The sequence below is a fragment of the Streptomyces sp. NPDC008086 genome, assembly GCF_042957325.1.
Classification (GTDB): domain Bacteria; phylum Actinomycetota; class Actinomycetes; order Streptomycetales; family Streptomycetaceae; genus Streptomyces.
The window spans coordinates 1,297,131-1,312,226 of sequence record NZ_JBIBIA010000001.1; the positions used below are offsets into that span (position 1 = coordinate 1,297,131).

Annotated in this window: 14 protein-coding genes and 1 pseudogene; 7 read left to right on the forward strand and 8 right to left on the reverse strand. The window is 71.7% G+C overall.

Features of this window, described 5'->3' with window-relative positions; genetic code table 11:
* Window positions 1-222 precede the first annotated feature (222 nt).
* Window positions 223-1,002 carry an alpha/beta fold hydrolase gene (locus ACFZBP_RS05425; RefSeq protein ID WP_391410148.1) on the reverse strand — a complete coding sequence of 260 codons (780 nt, stop codon included), beginning with the start codon at window positions 1,000-1,002 and terminating at the stop codon, window positions 223-225.
* A 285-nt stretch (window positions 1,003-1,287) separates the two neighbouring features.
* Here ACFZBP_RS05425 and ACFZBP_RS05430 point away from each other — a divergent pair.
* Window positions 1,288-1,392: pseudogene (locus ACFZBP_RS05430) on the forward strand (4-hydroxy-2-oxovalerate aldolase); the annotation flags it as partial.
* 105 nt (window positions 1,393-1,497) lie between these two features.
* Here ACFZBP_RS05430 and ACFZBP_RS05435 read toward each other — a convergent pair.
* The gene (locus ACFZBP_RS05435) at window positions 1,498-1,950 is read right to left on the reverse strand and encodes a DUF6299 family protein (RefSeq protein ID WP_391410150.1); all 453 of its coding nucleotides are present in this window, start codon (window positions 1,948-1,950) and stop codon (window positions 1,498-1,500) included.
* A gap of 237 nt (window positions 1,951-2,187) precedes the next feature.
* On the opposite strand from ACFZBP_RS05435, the gene ACFZBP_RS05440 reads away from it, so the two are divergent.
* A complete protein-coding gene (locus ACFZBP_RS05440) occupies window positions 2,188-2,379 on the forward strand; it encodes a DUF5999 family protein (RefSeq protein ID WP_391410152.1) in 192 nt (63 codons plus the stop codon).
* A gap of 7 nt (window positions 2,380-2,386) precedes the next feature.
* On the opposite strand, the gene ACFZBP_RS05445 is transcribed toward ACFZBP_RS05440, so the two are convergent.
* Together ACFZBP_RS05445 and ACFZBP_RS05450 are read right to left on the reverse strand one after the other, a co-directional pair.
* On the reverse strand, window positions 2,387-2,785 hold the full coding sequence (locus ACFZBP_RS05445) for a Rid family hydrolase (RefSeq protein ID WP_391410154.1): 399 nt from the start codon (window positions 2,783-2,785) through the stop codon (window positions 2,387-2,389).
* Window positions 2,782-3,912, reverse strand: a complete 1,131-nt coding sequence (locus tag ACFZBP_RS05450) for an acyl-CoA dehydrogenase family protein (protein WP_391410156.1) — start codon at window positions 3,910-3,912, stop codon at window positions 2,782-2,784. The genes ACFZBP_RS05445 and ACFZBP_RS05450 overlap by 4 nt, the downstream gene beginning before the upstream one ends.
* Before the next feature lie 224 nt (window positions 3,913-4,136).
* On the opposite strand from ACFZBP_RS05450, the gene ACFZBP_RS05455 reads away from it, so the two are divergent.
* Together ACFZBP_RS05455 and ACFZBP_RS05460 are read left to right on the forward strand one after the other, a co-directional pair.
* Window positions 4,137-5,741 (forward strand): AMP-binding protein, encoded by a 1,605-nt coding sequence (locus tag ACFZBP_RS05455; protein WP_391410380.1) that lies wholly within the window; start codon window positions 4,137-4,139, stop codon window positions 5,739-5,741.
* 15 nt (window positions 5,742-5,756) lie between these two features.
* Window positions 5,757-6,569, forward strand: coding sequence for a PaaX family transcriptional regulator C-terminal domain-containing protein (locus ACFZBP_RS05460; RefSeq protein ID WP_391410158.1), 813 nt, complete (start codon window positions 5,757-5,759; stop codon window positions 6,567-6,569).
* A gap of 49 nt (window positions 6,570-6,618) precedes the next feature.
* On the opposite strand, the gene ACFZBP_RS05465 is transcribed toward ACFZBP_RS05460, so the two are convergent.
* Together ACFZBP_RS05465 and ACFZBP_RS05470 are read right to left on the reverse strand one after the other, a co-directional pair.
* Entirely contained in the window at window positions 6,619-8,904 is a 2,286-nt protein-coding gene (locus tag ACFZBP_RS05465; protein ID WP_391410160.1) for a bifunctional salicylyl-CoA 5-hydroxylase/oxidoreductase, read from the reverse strand.
* 110 nt (window positions 8,905-9,014) lie between these two features.
* Window positions 9,015-9,842: an enoyl-CoA hydratase family protein gene (locus ACFZBP_RS05470; RefSeq protein WP_383456651.1), complete on the reverse strand. Its 828-nt coding sequence runs from the start codon at window positions 9,840-9,842 to the stop codon at window positions 9,015-9,017.
* Window positions 9,843-10,146: 304 nt separating this feature from the next.
* Here ACFZBP_RS05470 and ACFZBP_RS05475 point away from each other — a divergent pair, with 304 nt between their 5' ends.
* Window positions 10,147-10,599, forward strand: coding sequence for an ATP-binding protein (locus ACFZBP_RS05475; RefSeq protein ID WP_383456653.1), 453 nt, complete (start codon window positions 10,147-10,149; stop codon window positions 10,597-10,599).
* A gap of 116 nt (window positions 10,600-10,715) precedes the next feature.
* Here the strand turns inward: ACFZBP_RS05475 and argF are convergent, their stop codons facing one another.
* Together argF and ACFZBP_RS05485 are read right to left on the reverse strand one after the other, a co-directional pair.
* A complete protein-coding gene (argF, locus tag ACFZBP_RS05480) occupies window positions 10,716-11,723 on the reverse strand; it encodes an ornithine carbamoyltransferase (protein ID WP_391410162.1) in 1,008 nt (335 codons plus the stop codon).
* 62 nt (window positions 11,724-11,785) lie between these two features.
* Entirely contained in the window at window positions 11,786-13,009 is a 1,224-nt protein-coding gene (locus ACFZBP_RS05485; protein ID WP_383456659.1) for an arginine deiminase, read from the reverse strand.
* A 135-nt stretch (window positions 13,010-13,144) separates the two neighbouring features.
* Here ACFZBP_RS05485 and ACFZBP_RS05490 point away from each other — a divergent pair, with 135 nt between their 5' ends.
* Window positions 13,145-14,182, forward strand: a complete 1,038-nt coding sequence (locus tag ACFZBP_RS05490; RefSeq protein ID WP_383456661.1) for an SPFH domain-containing protein — start codon at window positions 13,145-13,147, stop codon at window positions 14,180-14,182.
* Entirely contained in the window at window positions 14,179-15,078 is a 900-nt protein-coding gene (locus tag ACFZBP_RS05495; protein WP_391410165.1) for a hypothetical protein, read from the forward strand. Before ACFZBP_RS05490 ends, ACFZBP_RS05495 begins: the two co-directional genes overlap by 4 nt.
* The last annotated feature ends 18 nt before the right edge of the window (window positions 15,079-15,096 follow it).

The following is a 15,096-nucleotide window of genomic DNA, read 5'->3' on the forward strand; positions in this document are numbered from 1 at the left end:
CTGCGCAGGTCGACCCGCCGAGTCGATCACGAATACCTGGTCCCAAGTGACACACGCCCCTTGCTTCCCGGTCAAGTTTTTACCGGTAGCTGGCCGTTTTATGACCGGATTCAGGCGGCTCACCGGCTTCGCACATACGGCAGCCGTGATATAGGGACCGCCGGGACCGTCCGGCCCGGCCGGTGGTGGTCCACCCACCGGGTCGTCAGCTGCCCACCCCGGTCAGCCGGCGCGGGTCGGCAACAGGCCGCGGATCAGGTCGATGACGTCCCCGGCGTGATGGTTGAGGAAGAAGTGACCGCCCTCGAACACCTGGGTGCGGAAGTCACCCGAGGTCTGCTCGCCCCAGGTTCGGATCTCCTCGACGGTCGCCTCCTGGTCGCGGTTTCCGGCCAGGGCGACCACAGGACAGGACAGCGGCCGGCCGGGAGTGTCCTCGTAGGAGGCGAGGGCCCGGTAGTCGCCGCGCAGCGCGGGCAGGATCAGTTCCAGCCAGTCCGGGTCATCGAGGACGATGGCGTCCGTGCCGCCCAAACCCCTTATCCGCCGAACCAGTTGCGCGTCGCCCACAGGCCAGTCCCGGTCCCTTCCCCGCGCGGCGGCCGGTCCCCTGCGGGCCGACACGACGAGCAGCTGCGGCTCGTCGCCGGGCCGGCGGGCGAGCCGCACAGCCACCTCGTACGCGAGGGAGGCCCCCATGCTGTGCCCGAGCAGCGCCCTGGGCCGTTCTCCCGGCGGGCCCAGCGCCTCGGTGATCAGGTCGGCCAGCAGATGCAGATCCTCGACCGGGGGCTCAGCCAACCGGTCGAGCCGGCCCGGGTACTGCACGGCCACCACGTCCACGGTCGGGGCGAGTGCGACAGCCAAGGACTTCCAGTAGGCGGCGGAGCCGCCCGCGTGCGGGAAACAGACCAGTTCGCACTCCGCGCCGCTGTCGATACCAGTAGGCGCGCTCTCCGCCGGCGGGAAGCGCCGAAACCAGACGTTCCGTTGCTGGCTCACCTCGGCCGGCCTCCCGTCTCAGCACCCGACGGCCCCTTGACAGCGCCTGCTTCGCGACGCCCCTGCACCTCACCAGACATCCACGGACCTCTCGAACGGGTTCGCGCACGTGCGTTCACCCGCATCATCGCATCCCCGCATCACATCCCGCCCAAAAATTCTTCATCATTTCCCCCCGCGCCTGTCCACCATCGCGCACCGACCTGACCGGCCCCCTGCGCATCGCTTCCTTCCGGACCACCGCCCCGACCGTCGCGCTGCGGCCACTCCCCCGCGGCCGGCACCCAGCCGGCCACGGCCCGCTACGGCCTGGACACCCGCGGCATCCTCGTCGAGGTGGGCCGCCGGGGCATGGTGGGCGGCCAGGAGGACATGATCACCGGCATCGCGCCCCTCCGGTCGGGGAGGGGCGCGACGTGCCGCGGGGTGCGTGCCGCGGCGTGCTCCGGGGCCCGATCGTTCTCCGGGGTGCCCGGTCGTTCGTGAGGGGAGGCGTCACGCCTTCGTGAGGGTGATGTCCTTCTTCGAGGCCGCGTGGAAGTGGGGCAGGGGCAGGCCGCCCAGGTCGTCCGAGGGGCGCAGTTCCACGAGGGTGGCCTCGACGTCCGCCTTGCCGTGCTTGAGGGTGGCCGAGGAGGTCCTGCTCTTGTTCTCCCAGCGGTGCTTCTTGCCGTCGCACACGGCGAGGGTGCCCCCGATGGCGTACCGGGTGGGGGCGGACTTCTGACCGACGGAGGCGCTCACGAAGACGGGGCCCTCGCTGTCGGCGCACCTGTAGGTGCCGGTGACGGTGACGGTGCCGTCCGTGGCCATACGGACCGTCTTGTCGACCGTCACGGTCTCCTTGGGCTCGGCGGTGACGTCGGAGTCGGCGAAGGCCGAGGGCGCGGCGGCCAGCAGGAGCAGAACGGCGCCGGTGGCGGTGGCGAGAGCGGGACGCAGGGGCATGGGATGACCTCCCGGTGGGCGGAGTGGGGGCCTCCACTGGTACCTGTCCGGTGTGCTTATGGGCGTGATCGTCACCCCTTCGGTGGCGAGTCCGCCCCGACCTTCGTGGATCCGTCAGAGAGTTGTCCGCGTGTTGTCACGGTTCACGGCGGGCCGTTCCGATGAGTTCGCGCGGGGTGGATGGTCTCCCCATATGGACGGCCCATACGGATCGTCCGCCCGATGTGGAGGTGCGCCATGTGTTCCCACCAGTCTTCGTGCCCTTCCTCCGACCAGGGCGCCCATGTGGTCGCCGCCCACCCCGAGCAGGGCTGGAGCCTGCTGTGCGACGGGGCGATCGTCTTCGACGACAGCGGTGAGCTGCTGCCCGACGGCCGCGTCGTCGCCCCGCACCGGGTGCCGGCCGAGCGCCTCGCCATGGCGGCGTGAGCACCGTCTACGGCAGCACCGCGAATCCGTCGAGCTCCACCATCGCCCGTTCGTCCCAGAGCCGTACGACCTCGACGACCGCCATCGCCGGATAGTCGCGCCCCGCCAACCGCCGCCAGACCCGGCCGAGTTCGGCGACCTGGGCGCGGTACGCGGCGACGTCCGTGGCGTAGACGGTGACCCGCGCGAGGTCGGCCGGCGCGCCGCCGGCCGCGCCCAGCGCGGCCAGCAGATTGGTGAGGGCCCGCTCGAACTGCTCGGGAAGCGTCTCCCCGACCACCTTGCCGTCGGCGTCGAGCGCGGTCTGTCCGGCCAGGAAGACGACGCGTGAGCCGGTGGCGACGACCGCGTGGGAGAAGCCGGTGGGCGGGGACAGGTCGGGTGGGTTGACGCGCTCGGTGGTCACTGACCGGCCTCCATGTCCGCGTACAACTCCTTGGCGATGATGCCGCGTTGCACCTCGCTGGCGCCTTCGTAGACGCGCGGCGCGCGCACCTCGCGGTAGAGGTGCTCCAGCAGATGGCCGCGGCGCAGGGCGCGGGCACCGTGCAGTTGGACCGCCCGGTCGACGACGTACTGCGCGGTCTCCGTCGCGAGCAGCTTCGCCATCGCCGCGCGCCGGGGCACGTCCGGCGCCTGCTCGTCGTACGCCGCCGCCGCCGCGTACACCATGAGACGGGCCGCCTCCGTGCGCAGGGCCATCTCGGCGACCTGGTGGGCGACCGTCTGGAGGTCCTTCAACTTGCCGCCGAACGCGTCCCGTCGGGCCGTGTGGGCGAGCGTGACGTCCAGGGCCGCCTGGGCCATGCCGACGGCGAAGGCGCCGACGCTGGGCCGGAAGAGGTTGAGGGTGCCCATCGCGACCCGGAAGCCGCGGTCGGGCTCGCCCAGCATGTCGTCGGCGGTGACGGGGACGGCGTCGAGATCGAGGCTGCCGATGGGGTGCGGGGACAGCATGTCGAGGCCGGCCCCGGTGAGGCCGGGGCGGTCGGCGGGGAGCAGGAAGGCGGTGACACCACGGGCGCCGGCGCCGGGGGTGGTGCGGGCGAACACGGTGTAGAAGTCGGCCTCGGGGGCGTTGGAGATCCAGCACTTCTCGCCGGTGAGCCGCCAGCGGGCGGGGCCGTCGGGCTCGGCGGCGAGTTCCAGTGCCGCCGCGTCCGAACCGGCGCCGGGCTCGCTGAGCGCGAAGGCCGCCACCGTGCTTCCCTCGGCCACGCCGGGCAGCCAGCGGTCCCGCTGGGCGGGCGTGCCGTGTGCGTGCACGGGGTGGGCGCCCAGGCCCTGCAGGGCGAGCGCGGTCTCGGCCTCCGTGCAGGCGTACGCGAGGGACTCCCGCATCAGGCACAGGTCGACCGCGCCGGAGCTGAACAGCCGCTTCAGCAGCCCCAGTTCGCCGAGCTCGGCGACGAGGGGGCGGTTGACGTGCCCGGGCTCGCCCTTCTCCGCGAGCGGGCGCAGCCGTTCGGCGGCCAGGGCGCGCAGTTCGGCACACCATGCGGTCTGCGGTGGATCGAGTGAGAATGCGGGCATTGCCGACCTCCCTGCGGGGCCGTCCGCGACGGGCCCTCTCGACGGACCTCCTCGACGATATCGCGCACCATTGACTGTCGTCACCAACACGATACGCTCCCTGTGCGAGCGGGTCCGGGGGCGTGCCCGCACTCCCCCGGACCCGCTTGGCCCACCAGAACGCCAGGAAGCACCAAGCCCACAAGGCAGCCCACACGGCAAGGGGGCGAACCGCCATGGCCGGTCTGCACCGCTCCGCCCACGTCGACACCTTCGCCCGCGAGCATCTGCCACCGCCCGACCAGTGGCCCGAGCTGCACTTCGACCTGCCGGGGCTGCACTACCCCGATCGGCTCAACGCCGCCGCCGAACTGCTCGACGGCCCGCCCCACGAGCGCCCCGCGTTCCACACCCCGTCCGGCGACACATGGACGTACGGCACACTGCGCGCCCGCGTCGACCGGCTCGCCCATGTGCTCACCACCCACCTCGGCGTCGTCCCGGGCAACCGGGTGCTGCTGCGTGGCCCCACCACACCCTGGCTGGCCGCCTGCTGGCTGGCGGTGCTGAAGGTGGGCGCGGTCGCCGTCACCGTGCTGGCCCAGCAGCGCCCGCACGAGCTGCGGACCGTCTGCGAGATCGCCCGGGTGCGGCACGCACTCTGCGACATCCGGTCCGTCGACGACCTGGCCAAGGCCGAGATACCCGGCCTGCACCTCGCCACGTACGGCGGCGACGCCCCCGACGACCTCCTGCGCCGCCCCGCCCCCGACGAGCCGTACCCCGCCACCGACACCGCGGCCGACGACGTCGCCCTGATCGCCTTCACCTCGGGGACCACCGGACGGCCCAAGGGCTGTATGCACTTCCACCGGGATGTGCTCGCGATAGCCGACACCTTCTCGCAGCATGTGCTCCAACCACATGTGGGCGATGTCTTCACCGGCAGCCCCCCGCTCGGCTTCACCTTCGGCCTGGGCGGCCTCGTCATCTTCCCGATGCGGGCCGGCGCCAGCGCCCTGCTCCTCGAACAGGCCGGCCCCAAGCAGCTGTTGCCCGCCATCGGCGAGCACCGGGTGTCCGTGCTGTTCACCGCTCCGACGGCGTACCGCGCGATGCTCGACGAGCTCGACTCGCACGACGTCTCCTCGCTGCGCCGCTGCGTCTCCGCGGGCGAGAACCTGCCGGCGGCCACCTGGCGGGCCTGGCACGAGCGGACCGGGCTGCGCATCATCAACGGCATCGGCGCCACGGAGCTGCTGCACATCTTCATCTCCGCCGCCGACGAGCACATCCGGCCCGGCACGACCGGACGACCCGTTCCGGGCTGGCACGCGCGCGTGGTGGACCACGAAGGCCGGGAGCTGCCCGACGGGGAGCCCGGGCTGCTCGCCGTGCGGGGACCGGTCGGCTGCCGCTACCTCGCCGACCCCCGCCAGCGTGAGTACGTACGCGACGGCTGGAACATCACCGGTGACACCTACGTCCGGGAGAGTGACGGCTACTTCCGCTATGTCGCCCGCGCGGACGACATGATCATCTCGGCCGGCTACAACATCGCGGGCCCCGAGGTCGAGGAGGCCCTGCTGCGCCACCCCGAAGTTCTGGAGACGGCGGTGGTGGGACGGCCCGACGAGGCGCGCGGGCAGGTCGTGGTGGCGTACGCGGTGCTCAGGGAGGGTGCCCGACGGGACGTGGCGGCGCTGCGGGCGTTCGTCAAGGCCGAGTTGGCGCCGTACAAGTGCCCGCGCGAGATCGTCTTCCTGGACGCCCTGCCGCGCACCGCTACCGGCAAACTCCAGCGCTTCCGGCTGCGCGACGCCGCCGACCCGCCGGGCGACCGGCAGTGATCCGCACGAACTAAGATGATCAACGTGTCCGACCAGCATGCACCACGGTCTCTCATCGTCACGCTCTACGGCGCCTACGGCCGCCACATGCCCGGCCCGGTGCCGGTCGCCGAGCTGATCAGACTGCTGGCCGCGGTCGGCGTGGACGCCCCTTCCGTACGGTCGTCGGTGTCCCGTCTGAAGCGGCGCGGGCTGCTGCTGCCGGCCCGTACGGCGCAGGGCGCGGCCGGGTACGAACTCTCCCCCGACGCCCGCCAGTTGCTGGACGACGGCGACCGGCGCATCTACACCAGCGCGGCACCGGACGACGAGGGCTGGGTGCTCGCGGTGTTCTCGGTGCCGGAGAGCGAGCGCCAGAAGCGGCACGTCCTGCGCTCCCGGCTGGCCGGTCTCGGCTTCGGGACGGCGGCTCCGGGTGTGTGGATCGCGCCGGCACGGCTCTACGAGGAGGCGCGGCACACCCTTCAGCGGCTGCGCCTGGAGGAGTACGTCGACTTCTTCCGCGGTGAGCACCTCGGCTTCACACCGACCGTCGAGGCCGTCGCCCGCTGGTGGGACCTGGCCGCCATCGCCAAGGAGCACGAGGCGTTCCTCGAGCGTCACGCGCGCGTGCTGCACGACTGGGAGCGCCGGCCGGACACCGAACCCGAGGAGGCGTACCGCGACTACCTCCTCGCCCTGGACTCCTGGCGCCACCTCCCGTACACCGACCCCGGCCTGCCCGCTCGGCTGCTGCCCGCGGACTGGCCGGGCGCCCGCTCGGCCGCCGTCTTCCGGGGGCTGCACGAGCGTCTGCGGGACGCGGGAGCCACGTACGCCGGTCTGTGACGTCGGGCAGGCCAACGGCCTGGGCTGGGCGCGACGGACCCGGCGGACTTCACCTCCCCAGTGTGAGCCGGGGCTTGGGGGCGTCCGTGCGCCCGGTCTGCGGGCGGCGGCTGCCCGCCCGGTACGGGGCCGGCCAGACCACGCCCGGACCGTCGTAGCCCTGCTCGGCCGCGGCGTGCAGCGTCCAGTGCGGGTCGTAGAGGTGCGGCCGGGCGAGGGCGCACAGGTCCGTTCGGCCGGCCAGGATCAGGGAGTTGACGTCGTCCCAGGAGGAGATGGCGCCGACCGCGATCACCGGGAGGCCGGTGGCGTGCCGGATCCGGTCGGCGAACGGCGTCTGGTACGACCGCCCGTACTCCGGCTGCTCGTCGGCCACGACCTGGCCGGTCGACACGTCGACGGCGTCGGCGCCGTGCGCGGCGAAGGCACGGGCGATCTCGACGGCGTCCTCGGCGGTCGTACCGCCCTCGGCCCAGTCGGTGGCGGAGATCCGGACGGTCATGGGCCGTTCCTCGGGCCACACCGCCCGTACGGCGTCGAAGACCTCGAGCGGGAAGCGGAGTCGTTTCTCCAGCGAGCCGCCGTAGGCGTCGGTGCGGCGGTTGGTGAGGGGGGAGAGGAAGCCGGAGAGCAGATAGCCGTGCGCGCAGTGGAGTTCGAGGAGGTCGAACCCGGCGCGGGCGGCCCGCCAGGCCGCTGCCGTGAACTGTTCGCGAATGTCGGTGAGTTGGGAGCGGGTCAGCTCGCGCGGGGTCTGACTGTAGGGCTTGTAGGGGATCGGGGACGGGGCGACGAGCGGCCAGTTGCCGTCCTCCAGCGGCTCGTCGATGCCCTCCCACATCAGCTTGGTCGAGCCCTTGCGCCCGCTGTGGCCGAGCTGCACGCCGATCGCGGTGCCGGGCGCCTGCGCGTGCACGAACCGGACGATCCGCCGCCATGACTCGCCCTGCTTGCCGGTGTAGAGGCCGGCGCAGCCAGGCGTGATCCGGCCCTCCGGGCTGACGCACACCATCTCGGTCATCACCAGTCCGGCGCCGCCGAGGGCGCGGGCGCCGAGATGGACGAGGTGGAAGTCGCCGGGGACGCCGTCCGTCGCCGAGTACATGTCCATCGGGGACACGACGACCCGGTTGCGCAGGGTCAGACCGCGCAGCCGGAACGGCGTGAACATCGGCGGCGTACCGGGTGGGCAGCCGAAGTCCCGTTCCACGGCCTCGGTGAAGTGGGCGTCGCGCAGGCGCAGGTTGTCGTGGGTGACGCGGCGGCTGCGGGTGAGGAGGTTGAAGGCGAACTGGCGGGGCGGCTGGTCGAGGTACAGCCCGAGGTTCTCGAACCACTCCAGGCTGGCGCGGGCGGCACGCTGCGTGGAGGCGACGACGGGCTTGCGCTCCTGCTCGTAGGCCGCCAACGCCTGCTCCAGTGAGGGCTGTTCCGTCAGGCAGGCGGCGAGCGCGAGGGCGTCCTCGACGGCCAGTTTGGTGCCGGAGCCGATGGAGAAGTGGGCGGTGTGGGCGGCGTCGCCCAGCAGGACGACGTTGCCGTGCGACCAGTGTTCGTTGACGATCGTGTGGAAGGTGGTCCAGGCCGACTTGTTGGATTTCAGGATGCGTCCGCCGAGCGCCTCCGCGAAGATCTTGGCGCAGCGGTCGACGGACCCCTGTTCGTCGAGTTCCGCGAACCCGGCGGCCTGCCAGACCTCTTCGCGCATCTCGACGATCACGGTGGAGGCGTCGGCCGCGTACGGGTAGCCGTGCAGCTGCATCACGCCGTGTTCGGTCTCGGCGATCTCGAAGCGGAAGGATGTGAAGGCGAAGTCCGCGGCGAGCCAGATGTAGCGGCAGTGGTGTTCGGCCACATGTGGGCGGAACACATGGGCGTAGGCCTCGCGGGTGGTGCTGTGCACGCCGTCTGCGGCGATGACCAGGTCGTGCGTATCGGCGAGCCGGGCCGGGTCGGGGACCTCGGTGCGGAACCGGAGTTCCACGCCCAGGGCGCGGCAGCGGTCGTGCAGGATCTCCAGGAGGCGTTTTCTGCCGAGGGCGGCGAAGCCGTGGCCTCCGGAGGTGTGCCGGGTACCTCGGTACACGATGTCGATGTCGTCCCACCGCACGAAGTCGTTCTGCATCGCCTCGTGGACCACGGGGTCGGCGTGCTCGATGCCGCCGAGGGTCTCGTCGGAGAGGACGACGCCGAAGCCGAAGGTGTCGTCGGGGGCGTTGCGTTCCCAGACGGTGATCTCGCGGGCGGGGTCGAGGCGCTTGAGCAGGGCGGCGGCGTAGAGCCCTCCCGGGCCGCCGCCGATGATCGCGACTCGTAGGGGGTGGCTTGTCGTCATCGGCGGCTGCGGGTTTGTGGGGGCTGGTCGCGCCCGCGCGGCGGTAGCCGCAGATTCAACACCGCCCCCCGCCCCTGAGGGCGATGCAGTCCCCTTCGCCGAGAACATCCCTACCTCCCCTGCCACTTCGGTGGGCGCTTCTCCGTGAAGGCCGCGTGGAACTCCGCGTAGTCCTCGCCGTTCATCAGGAGGGCCTGCGTCGACGCGTCCATCTCCACCGCCGCCGCGAGCGGCATGTCCAGCTCAGCCGTCAGCAACGCCTTGGTCTGGGCGTACGCCAGTGCTGGACCGTCGGCCAGGCGGCGGGCGAGGGTCTGGGCGGCCTCGTCCACCTGGCCCTCGTCCGTCAGCTCGCTGATCAAGCCGATGCGCTCCGCCTCGGGTGCCCGCACGGGCTCCCCCAGCATCAGCAGCCGAGTCGCATGCCCCAGTCCCACGACCCTGGGCAGCAGATACGCCGCGCCCATGTCGCCGCCCGACAGGCCGACCCGGGTGAAGAGGAAGGCGAAGCGCGCGGTGGGGTCGGCGATGCGGAAGTCCGCCGCGAGGGCGAGTACGGCGCCTGCCCCGGCCGCCACCCCGTGCACCGCCGCGATCACCGGGAACGGGCACTCCCGTACGGCCCGGACGACCTGCCCGGTCATCCGGTTGAAGTCGAGGAGCTGGGCGGTGTCCATGGCCAGGGTCGCGCCGATGATCTCGTCGACGTCGCCGCCGGAGCAGAAGCCGCGGCCCTCGCCGGCCAGCACCAGGGCCCGCACCGCCCGCTCCCGGGACAGCTCGGCGAGCAGATCGCGCAGGTCGGCGTAGGCGCCGAAGGTGAGCGCGTTGAGTTTCTCGGGGCGGGCGAGGGTGACGGTGGCGACCCCGTCGGCGTGCTCGACCCGCAGATGCTTCCAGTCGGCGGTGCGGGCGGCGGAGCCGGTGAAGGGACTCATGACGTGCGGCCTCCTCGGGCGGACGGCGGGCACTGCATCACTGAGCTCTACCCTTCGAAGCTATCACCCAACTTTGACTGTCGTCACGGTCACGCGATAACCCGATCGGGTGTGACCTGACCCCGTCACATCCGTCACGGCTCGTCGACACCCGCGTAACGGTGGGATCAGCCGCGCGAGGCCGGCCGTTCACCCGGGTAAGCCGCCCTTCAGTCGGGGCCGAAGGTCCCGAACGGTGCCCTTCGGGAGCCTCTGCGGGGTGGCGCCGTACCATTCATAAGGTTGAAAGCAGGACAGCCTGCTCATGAACGGACCCGCCTTGCAAGATCGCCCGTCAGCCTCCGCCTCCTGGCGTATCGCGCTCCCGCACACGGCCGCCGCCGTGCCCGTGGCGCGCGCCCTGGTCCGTACGGCGCTGGCCGAGCTGGAGCATGCAGCCGACTGTGACACCGCGGAGCTGCTCACGGCGGAGCTGGTCGCGAACGCGGTGGAGCACACCGCGGGCACCGGCCCGATAGAGCTCGTACTGGAGCTGCTGCCGTCCGGCTGCCAGGTCGAGGTCCACGACCCGGACCCGGCACCGCCGGGCGATCTGACCAAGCCGAGCGGCAACGATCCCGACCCATGGCAGGAACACGGCCGCGGCCTCCTCCTCATCCGCGCCCTGAGCTCGTCCTGCGGCCACCGCCCCACCGACTCCGGCAAGGCGGTGTGGTTCAGGCTGCCCTCGGTACCGGCCCAACGCCGCCCGGCCTAACACCCCCAGGGCGCGGGGCTGTATTGAATTTGCGGCTACCGCCGCGCGGGCGCGACAAGCCACAACGGCGCCGCACCCGGCAAACAACCGACCCCCCCTACGGCGCCTCCCGAAACTCACGCCAGCGCAGCCACCAACACGGCCTTGATCGTGTGCATCCGGTTCTCCGCCTCGTCGAACACCACCGAGTGCTCCGACTCGAAGACCTCGTCGGTCACCTCGAGCGACTCCAGGCCATGGCTCTCGAAGATCTCGCGCCCGACCTTCGTCCCGAGGTCGTGGAAGGCCGGCAGACAGTGCAGGAACTTGACGTCCGGGTTGCCGGTGGCGCGCAGGACGTCCATGGTCACCGCGTAGGCGCCGAGCGCGGTGATCCGCTCGTCCCAGACCTCCTTGGGCTCCCCCATCGACACCCAGACGTCGGTGGCGACGAAGTCGGCGCCCCGGACGCCCTCGGCGACGTCCTCGGTGAGCGTGATGACGGCGCCGCTGACCTCCGCGAGCTTGCGGGCCCGGGCCACGACCTCGTCACCGGGCCAGTACTCCTCGGGCGCGACGATCCGCACGTCCATGCCGAGCAGCGCACCGGTGACCAGGTACGAGTTGCCCATGTTGAAGCGGGCGTCGCCCAGGTAGGCGAAGGCGATCTCCTTGAGCGGCTTGTCGCTGTGCTCCGTCATCGTCAGCACGTCGGCGAGCATCTGCGTGGGGTGCCAGTCGTCGCTGAGGCCGTTGAAGACGGGCACGCCCGCGTAGGCGGCCAGCTCCTCGACCTTCGCGTGGCTGTCGCAGCGGTACTCGATCCCGTCGTACATCCGGCCCAGCACGCGCGCGGTGTCCTTCACGGACTCCTTGTGGCCGATCTGCGAGCCGGACGGATCGAGGTACGTCGTGGAGGCACCCTGGTCGGCGGCCGCGACCTCGAACGCGCAGCGCGTACGCGTCGAGGTCTTCTCGAAGATCAGCGCGATGTTCCTGCCCCGCAGGTACTGCGTCTCGGCCCCGGCCTTCTTGGCCGCCTTCAGCTCCGCGGCCAGTTCGACCAGCCCGAGGAACTCCTGCTCGGTGAAGTCGATCTCCTTGAGGAAGTGGCGGCCGGCGAGGGCGCTCGGAACAGTCGCCATGGGGGCGCTCCAGGGTGGGACGAGGACAGGGACGTTGGAAGTCTATACGACCAATAGAATTTCTATACGGCCTCCCGTTCGACCGGACAGCTCATGCAGCGCGGCCCGCCCCTCCCCCGCCCCAACTCGCTCCCCGGGATCTCGATCACCTCGATGCCCTGCTTGCGCAGATGGGTGTTGGTGGTGGAGTTCCGTTCATAGGCGACGACGACGCCCGGCTCGACGGCCAGCACGTTGCAGCCGTCGTCCCACTGCTCGCGCTCGGCGGCGTGGACGTCCTGGGTCGCGGTCAGGACACGGATCTCGCTGAGCCCAAGGGCGGCGGCGATGGCGCGGTGCATGTGCTCCGGCGGATGGTCGGTGACCTTCAGCTCCTTGTCGCCGGCGCCGGGTTCGATGGTGTACGAGCGGAGCATGCCGAGCCCGGCGTACTGGGTGAAGACGTCGCCGTCGACCATCGTCATCACGGTGTCGAGATGCATCAGGGCGCGCCGCTTGGGCATGTCGAGGGCCACGATCGTCTGCGCGGACCCGGCGGCGAACAGCTTGTGGGCGAGCATCTCGACGGCCTGGGGCGTGGTCCGCTCGCTCATCCCGATGAGGACGGCACCGTTGCCGATCACCAGGACGTCGCCGCCCTCGATGGTGGAGGGGTAGTCGGCCTGCCCCTCGGACCAGACGCGGAACGTTTCGTCACGGAAGAGGGGGTGGTGCCGGTAGATCGCCTCGAAGTGGACGGTCTCACGCTGCCGCGCCGGCCAGCGCATGGCGTTGACGGAGACGCCGTCGTAGATCCAGGCGGAGGTGTCACGGGTGAAGAGGTGGTTGGGCAGGGGCGCGAGGAGGAAGTCGTCGAGCTCCATGACATGGAAGCGCACAGAGGTCGGCTCGGGGTGCGCCTCCAGGAACTCCCGTTTGGTCATACCGCCGACGAGGGCCTCGGCCAGCTCGGCCGAGGGCAGGCCCTCGAAGGCCGCACGGAGGTGGTCCGTGGCGAGCACCCCGTACTCCTTCTCGTCGAAGACCCGGTCCAGGACGAGCCCGCGGGCCACCGGGATCTCCAGGGCCTCGGTGAGCAGGTCGCCGAAGAGGTGGACGGTGACCCCTCGGTCGCGCAGGACGTCGGCGAACCCGTCGTGCTCGGCGCGCGCCCGGCGCACCCACAGCACGTCGTCGAAGAGCAGGGCGTCCTTGTTGCTGGGGGTGAGCCTTTTGAGCTCTAGATCGGGCCGGTGAAGGATGACGCGGCGCAGCCGCCCGGCCTCGGAGTCGACATGGAATCCCATGCCTCCATCCTGACCACCGGGGGCCGTCTTCACCCCCTGCTTGACCGCCTTGACCTCCTCTCGTTCTCGTCCCCTTGACGACAACCCGGACTCGCGATTATCGTCTGCATGACGAGAAATCGTGGGAGGGGAACCATGGCCGACATCACCCGGCGTCTCGGCTGGCGCCACCTGCGCGGCGCGCCCACGGCGCACATCCGCCACCACCGCGGCGGAAAGCTGCTGCACGACGGCCCCGGACTCAGCTTCTGGTACCGGGCGCTGACCGCCGCGCTCTCCGAAGTGCCGGTCGATGACCGCGAGTTGGCGATGACCTTCCATGCCCGCACGTCCGACTTCCAGGACGTGGCCGTCCAGGCGACGGTCACCTACCGGATCAGCGACCCGGCACTCGCCGCGACCCGCCTGGACTTCTCCGTCGACCCGGACACGGGCGCGTGGCGGGGCACCCCGCTGGAGCAGCTGGGGACACTGCTGACGGAGACGGCCCAGCAGCACGCGCTGGACGTCCTGTCCCGTACGCCGCTGTCGGCGGCGCTGGTCGACGGCGTCACAGCGGTGCGGGAACGGATCGCCGCGGGCCTCGCCGGGGAGCCCCGCCTCCCCGCGACCGGCATCGAAGTGGTCGCCGTACGCGTCGTCGCCCTGCGTCCGGAGCCGGAGGTGGAGCGGGCGCTGCGCACCCCGGCCCGAGAGCAGATCCAGCAGGAGGCGGACCGGGCGACGTACGAGCGGCGGGCGGTCGCGGTCGAGCGGGAGCGTGCCATCGCCGAGAACGAACTCGCCAGCCAGATCGAACTCGCCCGCCGCGAGGAGCAGTTGGTCGACCAGCGGGGCACGAACGCCCGCCGGGAGGCCGAGGAGCACGCCGCGGCCGACGCCGTGCGGGCCGAGGCGGAGGCGGCACGGACGGTACGGCTCGCGGAGGCGGAGGCCAAGCGGTCCGTACGACTGGCCCGGGCGGAGGCCGAGGGCGCGCGCGAGGTCGGTGAGGCGCGGGCCCAGGCACAGGCGGCGTGGCTGCGGGTGCACGCCGAGGTGGACGTGGCGACGCTGCACGCCCTCACCGGGACACGGCTGGCGGAGAACCTGCCGCGCATCGACAGCGTGACGCTGTCGCCGGACGTGCTGACCGGGCTGCTCGCCAGGCTCGGTGCCCCGGAGCGGACGTGAGTCTCGCCCCGCGGGTCGTCCTCGTCCATCGCACCACGGAGTACGAGGAGTTGGTGGCCCGGCACGGCACCCACGGCCAGGCCGCCTTCTTCCTCTCCTCCCGGGGCCGTGACATCGCGGAGGTCGCCGAACGCCACCGCCGTACGCGGCAGGCGCTCACGGAGGTGGCCTCGGCGATCCCGCTGACCTGGCGTCAGACCCGGGTGGAGCGGGCCGACCTGGACCGTTTTCTGTTCGCGCCGGAGGACGTGGTCGTCGTGGTCGGCCAGGACGGGCTGGTCGCGAACGTGGCCAAGTACCTGGCCGGCCAGCCGGTGCTCGGCATCGACACCGACCCCGGCCGCAACCCGGGCGTCCTGGTCCGCCACCGCCCCGAGGACACCGGACCGCTGCTCGCGGCCGCGCAGTCGGGAGGGGTCCGCTGCGACGAACTCATCATGGTGGAGGCCGTCGCCGACGACACCCAGCGGCTGGTGGCGCTGAACGAGATCTACCTGGGCGCCGTCGGTCACCAGACGGCCCGATACCGCCTGGGCCTGGAGGACGACGGGGGTGTCGTCGAGGCCCAGGCCTCGTCCGGGGTGCTGATCGGCACCGGGACGGGGGCGACCGGATGGATCCGGTCGGTGTGGCAGGAGCGGGGCGGGCGGCTTCCGCTGCCCGCCCCGACGGAGGAACGCCTGCTGTGGTTCGTGCGGGAGGCCTGGCCCTCCCCGGCCACCGGTACGTCACTGGTGGCGGGGGAACTCGCCGCCGCGCACCGTCTCCGCCTCACCGTCGAGTCCGAGCGGCTGGTCGCCTTCGGGGACGGGATGGAGACGGACGCGGTCGAGCTGACCTGGGGTCAGACCCTGCGCGTGGGCGTGTGCCGGGAGCGGCTGCGGCTCGTCGGCTGACCGGACGGTGCCGGCCGC

Bases quoted from the DNA above. Each gene is read 5' to 3' on its own strand.
- ACFZBP_RS05435 (WP_391410150.1), bottom strand. From the start codon at position 1,950: ATGCCCCTGCGTCCCGCTCTCGCCACCGCCACCGGCGCCGTTCTGCTC.
- ACFZBP_RS05440 (WP_391410152.1), top strand. From the start codon at position 2,188: ATGTGTTCCCACCAGTCTTCGTGCCCTTCCTCCGACCAGGGCGCCCAT.
- ACFZBP_RS05450 (WP_391410156.1), bottom strand. From the start codon at position 3,912: ATGCCCGCATTCTCACTCGATCCACCGCAGACCGCATGGTGTGCCGAA.
- ACFZBP_RS05460 (WP_391410158.1), top strand. From the start codon at position 5,757: ATGATCAACGTGTCCGACCAGCATGCACCACGGTCTCTCATCGTCACG.
- ACFZBP_RS05465 (WP_391410160.1), bottom strand. From the start codon at position 8,904: ATGACGACAAGCCACCCCCTACGAGTCGCGATCATCGGCGGCGGCCCG.
- ACFZBP_RS05470 (WP_383456651.1), bottom strand. From the start codon at position 9,842: ATGAGTCCCTTCACCGGCTCCGCCGCCCGCACCGCCGACTGGAAGCAT.
- ACFZBP_RS05475 (WP_383456653.1), top strand. From the start codon at position 10,147: ATGAACGGACCCGCCTTGCAAGATCGCCCGTCAGCCTCCGCCTCCTGG.
- argF (WP_391410162.1), bottom strand. From the start codon at position 11,723: ATGGCGACTGTTCCGAGCGCCCTCGCCGGCCGCCACTTCCTCAAGGAG.
- ACFZBP_RS05485 (WP_383456659.1), bottom strand. From the start codon at position 13,009: ATGGGATTCCATGTCGACTCCGAGGCCGGGCGGCTGCGCCGCGTCATC.
- ACFZBP_RS05490 (WP_383456661.1), top strand. From the start codon at position 13,145: ATGGCCGACATCACCCGGCGTCTCGGCTGGCGCCACCTGCGCGGCGCG.